The sequence below is a fragment of the Shewanella sp. SG41-4 genome (assembly GCF_014164505.1).
GTDB lineage: Bacteria > Pseudomonadota > Gammaproteobacteria > Enterobacterales > Shewanellaceae > Shewanella.
In genome coordinates this window covers 1-9,134 of the sequence record NZ_JACJFI010000177.1, presented here as the reverse complement: position 1 = coordinate 9,134, position 9,134 = coordinate 1, and the positions used below count along the sequence as shown (strand labels likewise).

9 protein-coding genes are annotated in these 9,134 nt (G+C 42.7%); 5 read left to right on the top strand and 4 right to left on the bottom strand.

Annotated features, from left to right (window positions below; genetic code table 11):
- Window positions 1-231 precede the first annotated feature (231 nt).
- Both H5202_RS14920 and H5202_RS14915 read right to left on the bottom strand, forming a co-directional pair.
- A complete protein-coding gene (locus H5202_RS14920; RefSeq protein WP_182772771.1) occupies window positions 232-1,488 on the bottom strand; it encodes a Y-family DNA polymerase in 1,257 nt (418 codons plus the stop codon).
- A gap of 6 nt (window positions 1,489-1,494) precedes the next feature.
- Window positions 1,495-1,908, bottom strand: coding sequence for a LexA family protein (locus tag H5202_RS14915; RefSeq protein ID WP_182772770.1), 414 nt, complete (start codon window positions 1,906-1,908; stop codon window positions 1,495-1,497).
- A 397-nt stretch (window positions 1,909-2,305) separates the two neighbouring features.
- Here H5202_RS14915 and H5202_RS14910 point away from each other — a divergent pair, with 397 nt between their 5' ends.
- The 5 genes from H5202_RS14910 (at window position 2,306) to H5202_RS14890 (ending at window position 8,213) form a co-directional block, all read left to right on the top strand.
- Window positions 2,306-3,418, top strand: coding sequence for an MlaE family ABC transporter permease (locus H5202_RS14910; RefSeq protein WP_182772769.1), 1,113 nt, complete (start codon window positions 2,306-2,308; stop codon window positions 3,416-3,418).
- Between the two features lie 2 nt (window positions 3,419-3,420).
- Window positions 3,421-4,185 (top strand): ABC transporter ATP-binding protein, encoded by a 765-nt coding sequence (locus tag H5202_RS14905; RefSeq protein WP_011637422.1) that lies wholly within the window; start codon window positions 3,421-3,423, stop codon window positions 4,183-4,185.
- Complete coding sequence (locus tag H5202_RS14900) at window positions 4,182-5,165, top strand: MlaD family protein (RefSeq protein WP_123777409.1); 984 nt, start codon at window positions 4,182-4,184, stop codon at window positions 5,163-5,165. The genes H5202_RS14905 and H5202_RS14900 overlap by 4 nt, the downstream gene beginning before the upstream one ends.
- Before the next feature lie 4 nt (window positions 5,166-5,169).
- Window positions 5,170-5,769 carry a PqiC family protein gene (locus tag H5202_RS14895; protein ID WP_182772768.1) on the top strand — a complete coding sequence of 200 codons (600 nt, stop codon included), beginning with the start codon at window positions 5,170-5,172 and terminating at the stop codon, window positions 5,767-5,769.
- Between the two features lie 374 nt (window positions 5,770-6,143).
- Window positions 6,144-8,213: a M13 family metallopeptidase gene (locus H5202_RS14890; protein ID WP_182772767.1), complete on the top strand. Its 2,070-nt coding sequence runs from the start codon at window positions 6,144-6,146 to the stop codon at window positions 8,211-8,213.
- Between the two features lie 189 nt (window positions 8,214-8,402).
- Here the strand turns inward: H5202_RS14890 and H5202_RS14885 are convergent, their stop codons facing one another.
- Window positions 8,403-8,576: a hypothetical protein gene (locus H5202_RS14885; protein ID WP_182772766.1), complete on the bottom strand. Its 174-nt coding sequence runs from the start codon at window positions 8,574-8,576 to the stop codon at window positions 8,403-8,405.
- A gap of 4 nt (window positions 8,577-8,580) precedes the next feature.
- Window positions 8,581-9,134 (bottom strand): AMP-binding enzyme (locus tag H5202_RS14880; RefSeq protein ID WP_182772765.1); only part of this gene is annotated, 554 nt, incomplete at its 5' end.

Genomic DNA, 9,134 nt, shown 5'->3' with positions numbered 1-9,134 from the left:
CTAGTATGGCTAGTATGGCTAGTATGGCTAGTATGGCTAGTATGGCAGTTAACATAATGTGTTCGGCTTCGTTGTATGCCAGTAAACATCATGCCTCATCAGGTGTATTGCGCATTAACAGTGCTTAACCATGAGGTAAACTGTCCATTAATTTATAACGCGCAGATTTAAGTTACCCTACCTGACATGTGCCCTTGTCGCTGTTTACCATAAGCTCTAGTCATAAAAGTCTTAGCATTTAATACTGGGTAAGCATTTCCATTGGGTTGAATATTGAGGTGTGAGTAAATCACGGCGCATGGCCCATTTTTGTTCTATTCCTTGTGCTGCCAGAAACACTGTATCGCGGCCATATCGTTGGTTGATGCCGTCAAGCGTGTCCATTAAGGCATAATTAACCTTAGCGGTATTAAATAAATCAAATTGAAAATGTTTCTCGCTGGCTAAATCAACTAAACCAACACCAATTTTGTAATAACGAACACCATTGCTAAATAATCTCGGGGCTGCGTCGGTCATGGCTTTGGTGAGTTCAATGGTGCAATTGGTTGGGCATGGGAAATGGACAATAACTTTATAACTCACAGGCCGTTCGTCGTGGGGCGAATTACTGGCAAATAACAACATGGTTTTGCAATGTGAGCCTTGCTGACGCGCTTTACTTGCTGCGATACCAACATGTTTACTCAATGCCTGTAATAGCGATTCAAAATCGCAAATACGTTCGCCCACACTGCGAGTGGAGAAAATTTGTTTTTTATCTGCCCTAGCCTCATCCCATTGTTTACACACTTCGCCGTTAAGTTCGCGTACGGTGCGTTCAATTTCAATACTAAATTGTTTTCTGGCCAAACTGGGTGGCATAGAGGCGAGATCGTATGCGCTGCGAATATTCATCAATTGAAGCTTTTTACTGATGCGCCTGCCAATCCCCCACACATCTTTTACGGCAAGTTGGCGTAAAATATCATTGCGTTGCTGCGCAGTGTCGATAACGCACACTCCTTGGTATCCCGGGATTTTTTTAGCGGCGTGATTGGCTATTTTAGCTAAGGTTAACGTTTGCCCCATGCCCACACAAACCGCCAGGCGGGCTTCTTTCCAAACTGCGCGACGAATTAACTGACCTTGGCTATGCAGGCATTTGATTGCGGGATAACAATGTTTAAAAGACAGGAAGCTTTCATCGATGGAGTACACATGTTGTTCTGGCGCAAAACGCCCTATTATTGCCATCATCTTTGCCGATAAGTCGGCATACAATTCATAATTAGATGAGCACACAATGACATTGCGCTGGACGCATAATGCTTTAGCTTGAAAGTAAGGCAAAAACTTCTCAATACCCGCCTCTTTTGCTTGTCGATTAGCCGCGACAATACAGCCATCGTTATTGCTCAGTACAATAATCGGTCTGCCGCGCCAGTCAGGGCGAAAAACCTGTTCTGCGCTGCAATAAAAAGCATTGGCATCGACTAAGGCGAACATTGTTACCTAACCTTTTTTGCTGATAAGCAGTGGGCTTTGGCGATGACAACGAATCGAGCGAATAACCACACCTTCAATACTAAAATCATCATAGTCGCAGATGGTCACTGGTAAATGTTGTTCATTTGACGACATCAGCATTCGCCGACGCATGTCGAGAATTTTACACACAAATTCACCATTAAAATTAGCCACTATCACGTCGCCATTTCTAGCCGTTTCATGGCGGTCGACAATCAATAAGTCACCATCATATATTCCCACACCTTGCATCGACTCACCTTGGGCTAAGCCGATAAAAGTGGAACTTGGATGCTGAATTAATATCTCATCAAGGCTGAGGCCTAACTGAAGGTACTCAGCGGCAGGTGATTCGAAACCGGTAATGCCGGCACTGGCTGCTATGGGAATAACGCGCATATGACAACCTCTAATATGATATGTACTGTATAAATAAACAGCACACAAACAAATACCGTATAAAAATATACTGTATAAATAAACAGTGCATATTAGCGTTAAATTTTGTCAACGCAAGTTTATTTGCTTTAAATCGCGACAAGCGACGGTTATGTTCAATCATTAACGCCGTTTTTATTGCCTCTGCACGACAACATCGGTCCATAACTAATGCTTCTTCGATGTAGCAAAGCGTCAATACATCAAAGTGATAGCTTAAATGTTGATGAAATAATATGTCCAAGGTCAAAATATAATCAGCGTGATTGGTCTACACTGTCAACAGGAGCAAGCATTAAGCTAACCTGTTTATAAAACAAACGAATAGACTTATTTCATATTGGCTCGGGGGTCTAGCATGACACTCGCAACATTCCATATCGACATGCACGATGATAACTGCTTACTGAACCTTGTTGGTGATTGGCAATTAGGCCAAGCACCACTAGGCGCAGATATTTGTGCAGAGCTACCATCGAATTGCCATAGTGTCACTTTAATCACCACTGAATTATCTCATTGGGATTCAAGCCTCGCCATTGCCTTATTACAATTATCTCGCTGGTGTGAACAGCAAAAAATATCACTAGACACTCAACAAACACCTCAAGGATTGCAGCAATTACTGCAACTGGCTACCGATGTTCCTGTTTATCAACCCACTAATGATGGCGCTATTGGCGGATTGTGGCCGACCTTACGTCGAAGTCTTATTAAGCAAGGCTTACAGGTGCACGATGGATTAGTATTCGTTGGCGACTGTACCTTGGTATTAGGCCGTTGGTTGGGAGGTAAAGCGAGGACTCGTAGAAGTGATATTGTTTTTTTTATCGAACAAGCGGGGCCTAAAGGACTTGCGATTGTTACTTTAATTAGCCTGCTCGTGGGAATGATTTTGGCTTATTTAGGTTCGGTACAACTGCGTCAATTAGGTGCCCAAGTATATGTGGCTAATTTAGTGGCTATCGGAATGGTGCGTGAAATGGGTGCTTTAATGACAGGCGTTATTATGGCCGGCCGAACCGGAGCTGCTTATGCGGCGCAGTTAGGCACCATGCAGGTTAATGAAGAAATTGATGCGCTGCGAGTAATGGGCATTCCTACCATGGAGTTTCTGGTTTTACCGCGATTATTAGCATTAATTTTCATTATGCCACTAATGTGTATTTATTCAGATGTAATAGGCATGCTTGGCGGTGCGTTAGTTGCTAACGGGATGGGCGTAAGTTATACCCAGTATATTTTGCAAACCCAGGTTGCGATTGATTGGGTAGATATTTCAACCGGTTTAATCAAGAGCTTAATTTTTGGGTTTTTAATTGCGATTGCGGGTTGCCAGGCTGGACTACTTTGCGGACGTGACTCTAATGCCGTTGGCTTAGCGACAACCCAGGCGGTGGTTAAAGCCATTGTTTTTCTGGTTGTTGCCGATGCGGCGCTTAATATCTTGTACGATAAATTAGGGATCTAGCCATGGTTGATGATGCCTTTATCAGTGTACGTAATCTTTCAGTCGGCTACGGCAGTACCGAGGTGCAAAAAAAACTCAACTTCGACATTAACAAGAATGATATCTTTTTTGTCATTGGCGGCAGTGGTTGTGGCAAAACAACCTTGCTGAAATCGATGGTGGGATTACTCACACCACTAAAGGGTGAAGTACTCTATCAAGGCAAAAACTTTTATGAGGCAGATGAACCCACGCAGGTAGCAATGCTCAAAGATTGGGGAATTACCTTCCAAACTGGCGCATTGTTTTCGAGCATGTCGCTTGGCGAGAATGTGGCGTTACCCATGCAGCTCTATACCGACCTTTCGGAGCGACAAATTGCCGAAGCCGTCGCCTATAAACTGGCACTTGTCGGCTTAGCGGGCTTCGAGAAATTTTATCCTGCCGAGTTAAGCGGCGGTATGCACAAACGCGCCGGATTAGCGCGGGCGCTGGCATTAGACCCTCAATTGTTATTTTTTGATGAACCCTCTGCGGGTTTAGACCCTATTAGCTCGATGCGTTTAGATCAATTAATTGTGCAAATATGCCAGGCCCTAGACTCTACCGTGATCATTGTGTCCCACGAGCTGCCCAGTATATTGTCAATCGGCACTCGCTGTGTATTTCTGGATAATGAGACCAATACTATGCTCGATTGTGGTGACCCTCGAGAATTAAAGATACACAGTAGCCAGCCGAGGGTTCGTCAGTTTCTCAATCGTACCGAAAAATCGGAGATATCATGAGTAAAAGCCAACGACTTCCGCTTGCGATTGGTGCCTTTATTTTTGGCGCTATTATCTTAGTGTTTATTGCATTACTGTTCTTTTCTGGTGGGCGTATATTTGCAGAGAAAGCCCCTGTAGTGATGTTTTTTAACAGCTCAGTGCAAGGGTTACAGGTAGGCGCACCGGTAAAATTAAAAGGGGTCATAATAGGTGAAATAAGCGATATCAGTATCGATTTCCCCAACGACAGTAGCCAGGGTGTCACGGCTGCGGTTCATGCCGACTTATTGTTGAAACGCATCAATATTAAGGGGATCCAAGTAGGTGAAGAGTTTTTTTCACACGCCATCGATAACGGCTTACGCGCCCAGCTGAATTATCTGAGTTTACTCACCGGACTACTGTATGTTGAGCTGGATTTCTTTCCCAACACCTCGCCAGTATTCCATGGAGAAAAAGACCAACTATTAGAATTGCCGACCATCGCGACTGATTTCGAATCGTTGTCCAAAGACCTGCAATCGTTAAACTTAAAAAGTTTAGTCAACAATGTCGATAATTTAGCTCAGCAGCTCAGTGACATTGCCGCCAGCGGAAAAATACAGCAAGCACTGGATAATTTTGATAATGCAGCCAAAGCAGTTAAAAGTACCGCGATTAACTTAGACAACACTCAGGCAGCATTAGGTAAAAATGGGCTTGAAGTGCTGCTAAAACTCGATAATTTACTGGTGCAATTAAATCATGATGAACCCAAGCTCGTTGAGTCGCTAAACCATAGTTTAACTGAATTACGCAGTACACTATTAAGCATTAATCAGCTTGCAAACCAAGCAGGAAACACACTCGACCAAAACTCACCCTTGTTGATAGAACTCACCAATACATTGGAAGAAATCCGCCGCACAGCTCGATCGCTACGAAGCTTGAGCGAAACCTTAGATGAACAACCTGAGGCCATCATACGTGGCAAAAAAGCCCTACCTTTAGGAGAATAATGTCATGGAAAAATATGGAGTTTGGAGCATTAACTGGGGGATCGGTTTACTGCTATTGAGTTTAGTGAGTGGCTGCCAAAGCTCTCCCGAAAAACAATACTTTGTGTTAACGGCAATGCCCAGCCAAATGGTATCTGGCAGTACTGCGTTAGAGCATGACATTGGTATCGGGCCAATTGACGTAGCCGAATACCTACATTTTACTCAACTGATGTATCAACTGGACGATGGTAGCCTGCAACGATTTGCCAATAGTTATTGGGCTGAACCGCTTGAACAAGGTATCAGCCGAGTCATGAGTATCAATCTAAGCCAAGGAGATCGCCGTCGTAATCTGGTGTTATTTCCTTGGCGAGCAAACAACACTCCCCAGTACAGCATTAAAATCAAGGTTACTTCCCTCAACCGAGATGGCAATAACGCCAGACTCAATGCCAACTGGGAGCTAACAAACAATTTATTACACCAAACGTTGGCAAAACAAAATTTCATCGCGGTCACTAACGCTGGTTCGACGACTGCGGAGTTGGTCAGCGCGTACAGCAACTTATTGGCTCAGTTGGCTAAGGAAATTGAAAAATCATTACCACAAAATTCAGATTAAACACTCCAACCTTGCTGGAAACGTGTGGTGTAAGCGATGGTGTAAATCATAAACCGCACTGCGAGGCTGTTTAACAGTAATTGACTAAAACAAACAAAAACGCTAGCTATGCCACTAGAAATCAAAAATCGTCGGGTCTTTTTGATATTAAAGATCCTTACTCTTTTGATGATAACCGACAGCCCTCATCTCTGGCCCCCAATAAACATTACCTCTAAATAAACGGTTAAATTTGTGCATATTGGCAACTTATTCATTGCTTAATTCAGCTCTGGTTAAATTTGCTAACAATTAGAATGTTGACATTTTGTGTCAGTCTTTCAATATGGCTAAGCAAATAATTCTGTAAAAATAGACCAAGGAACACGATACCAATGAATAAATCCTTAATTGCGATTGGATTAACGGCTGCACTATTAAGTGGTTGCGGCGTATCTGATACAAATAACACTAAGCTTGCAGCCGTTACATCACCGGTACCCGCTAAAGCAGAGTTAGGTACTTTTGGGGTGGATTTAGCTGCACGTAATGAAGCCGTTAAGCCTGGTGATGACTTTTTTATGTATTCAAGTGGCACGTGGTACGACAACTTTGTCATGCCTGCCGACAAAACTCGTTATGGCGCATTTAATGCCTTAGCTGAACGCAGTGAAAATCAAGTGAAAGCAATTATTGACGATATTGCCAGCCGCACCAACTTAACTGCCGAAGAACAATTAATTGCTGATTTCTATCATGCCTATATGGATACCGACACGATTAATAAGTTAGGTATCACACCAATTAAAGCCACACTAGATCAAATTGCTGCGATTAGCTCAACTCAAGATTTAACCAAAGTATTCGGTGAAGCATGGCTTACTGGTGCATCATCACCTATTTGGGGTGGAATGTGGTTTAACCGTATAGATCCCAATCAATATGAAATGACCATCGGTGCTGGTGGTTTAGGTCTGCCGGACCGTTCATATTATTTAGAAGAGAGTGAGCGGTTCGTTAAAATCCGTAAAGCTTATGTTGAGCATATCGCTGCAATGCTGGCTTTTACTGGGATAAACGACGGAGCAAAACGTGCCGAGGCAATTCTTGCCCTTGAAACCAAAATAGCACAGGCACAATGGCCTAGAGAAAAACGCCGTGACCGTGATTTAACCTTAAACCAACTCAAACGTGATGAGTTAGTTAAGCAATATCCTGGATTTGATTGGGATATCTATTTTGCGCAGAGTGGTTACCAAGTACCACAACTCAACATCTCTGAACCTGAACCAGTTAACGCTATGATTGGCTTAATTAACCAACAACCGCTCACTGTGTGGCAAGACTATTTAACGTTCCACACCGTTAGTAATAATGCAGGGTTATTGTCTGAAGACATTTTTAACACCAACTTTGCTTTTTTTGGCAAAGAACTCACTGGGCAAGAGCAACCTCGTCCGCGCTGGAAACGTGCGGTTGAAGAAATGTCGGGCACTCAATCTCTAGGCTTCGCTATCGGTAAAGTATATGTGTCGCGTTATTTCCCTGAGTCGTCTAAGCAAAAAATGGCCGATTTAGTTAACAATCTGCGCACAGCATTAGGCCAACGTATTGATGGTTTAGATTGGATGGGCGACGAAACTAAAGTGAATGCCCATGCTAAGTTAGCGGCATTTAATCCTAAAATTGGTTACCCCGATGTGTGGCAACAATTTGATGGCTTAACCCTAACTAAAAATGATTTAATGGGTGATATTAAGAATCTTCGTAAATACTTCCAAGCAGATAGCGTAGCGAAAGAACTTCAAAAAACAGATCGTAATCGTTGGGGTATGACACCGCAAACGGTCAATGCCTATTACAACAGTTCGTTTAATGAAATTGTCTTTCCTGCGGCAATTTTACAACCGCCATTTTTTGATCCAAACGCAGATGCTGCGGTTAACTATGGCAGTATTGGTGCCGTAATTGGTCACGAAATGGGCCATGGTTTTGATGATCAAGGTTCTAAATCAGACGCCAATGGTATTCAGCGTAACTGGTGGACAGATGAAGATCGTGCCGCTTTTGATGCTAAAGCCGATAAACTCGCAGCGCAATACAACCAATATGAGCCAATCCCTGAAAACTTTGTAAACGGACACAACAGTCTCGGTGAAAACATTGGCGATGTTGGTGGTTTATCAATGGCATACCATGCTTATAAATTAAGCTTAAACGGTAAAGAAGCACCGATAATAGATGGCGTCACTGGCGATCAACGTTTCTTTTTAGCTTGGGCTCAAGTGTGGAAAGAAAAACGTACCGAGCAAAGTATGTTAACTCAGTTACGTGCCGGAACTCATGCGCCAGGTCGTTATCGCGCCCTCGCCCCGCGTAACCACGATGCTTGGTATAAAGCCTTTGATGTTAAACCAGGTGATAAGTTGTACTTACCTGAAGATCAGCGCGTGCGTATTTGGTAGTTTTAGTGCGTAAATAGCATCAATAACGTGCCTCGGTTGCAACAAGTATCCGACACAAAAAATGCCAGTCAGTTAACTGACTGGCATTTTTTTATCACAATCTTCGCGAATACCTAAAAATAATATCAGAAACTTTGTGGTTCATAGCAGAGGCGAATAGAGGCCTAGATAAAGATTGGGATTGATTAGTCAGTTACTGGTAATATCGTTTGAGCACTTAACAAGTCGATTAACAGTTTTCTCTTGATAAGTTTTAACCGTAGAGAAACTGTGTATTTTCATAAATAAGTCCGAGGCGGTTTCGTTAGATACACCAGTGAGATTAACCCCTTTATACATTGCTGGTACCGTATTTTGTTTCATGGAATTATAGATCCTTTGAATCTCGCAATTCTCGACGTAAGATCTTGCCAACATTTGATTTTGGCAATTCATCTCTAAATTCGATTATCTTTGGGTTTTTATAACCGGTAAGGTATTTTCTGCAATGTTTTTTTATTTCATCAACGGTCACATTACCTTTGCGTACAATAAATAATTTAACTTTTTCACCAGTAGCGTCATCAGGAATACCAATGGCCGCAGCTTCGATGATGTGAGGGTGAAGTGTTGCAACTTCTTCAATTTCAGTTGGAAAAACATTAAATCCCGACACTAAAATCATATCTTTTTTACGGTCTTCAATATAAAAAATCCCATCATCATCCATTCTTCCTATATCGCCAGAGCTTAGCCAACCTCCTGCATGCATTACAGTATTGGTTTCGGCTTCTTGTTGCCAATAGCCTTTCATCACTTGAGGCCCTCTAATTTGAATTTCACCAAGTTGGTTAGGACCTAAAGGTTCATTCTCATCATTAACGATACGGAGTTCAGTGCTGGGTAAAGGGACACCAATTGAAGAAATAAATGATTGTTGTT

Excerpts from the sequence above, each read along its gene's own strand:
- H5202_RS14905 (WP_011637422.1), top strand. The coding sequence starts at position 3,421 with ATGGTTGATGATGCCTTTATCAGTGTACGTAATCTTTCAGTCGGCTAC.
- H5202_RS14885 (WP_182772766.1), bottom strand. The coding sequence starts at position 8,576 with ATGAAACAAAATACGGTACCAGCAATGTATAAAGGGGTTAATCTCACT.
- H5202_RS14915 (WP_182772770.1), bottom strand. The coding sequence starts at position 1,908 with ATGCGCGTTATTCCCATAGCAGCCAGTGCCGGCATTACCGGTTTCGAA.
- H5202_RS14920 (WP_182772771.1), bottom strand. The coding sequence starts at position 1,488 with ATGTTCGCCTTAGTCGATGCCAATGCTTTTTATTGCAGCGCAGAACAG.
- H5202_RS14910 (WP_182772769.1), top strand. The coding sequence starts at position 2,306 with ATGACACTCGCAACATTCCATATCGACATGCACGATGATAACTGCTTA.
- H5202_RS14900 (WP_123777409.1), top strand. The coding sequence starts at position 4,182 with ATGAGTAAAAGCCAACGACTTCCGCTTGCGATTGGTGCCTTTATTTTT.
- H5202_RS14890 (WP_182772767.1), top strand. The coding sequence starts at position 6,144 with ATGAATAAATCCTTAATTGCGATTGGATTAACGGCTGCACTATTAAGT.
- H5202_RS14895 (WP_182772768.1), top strand. The coding sequence starts at position 5,170 with ATGGAAAAATATGGAGTTTGGAGCATTAACTGGGGGATCGGTTTACTG.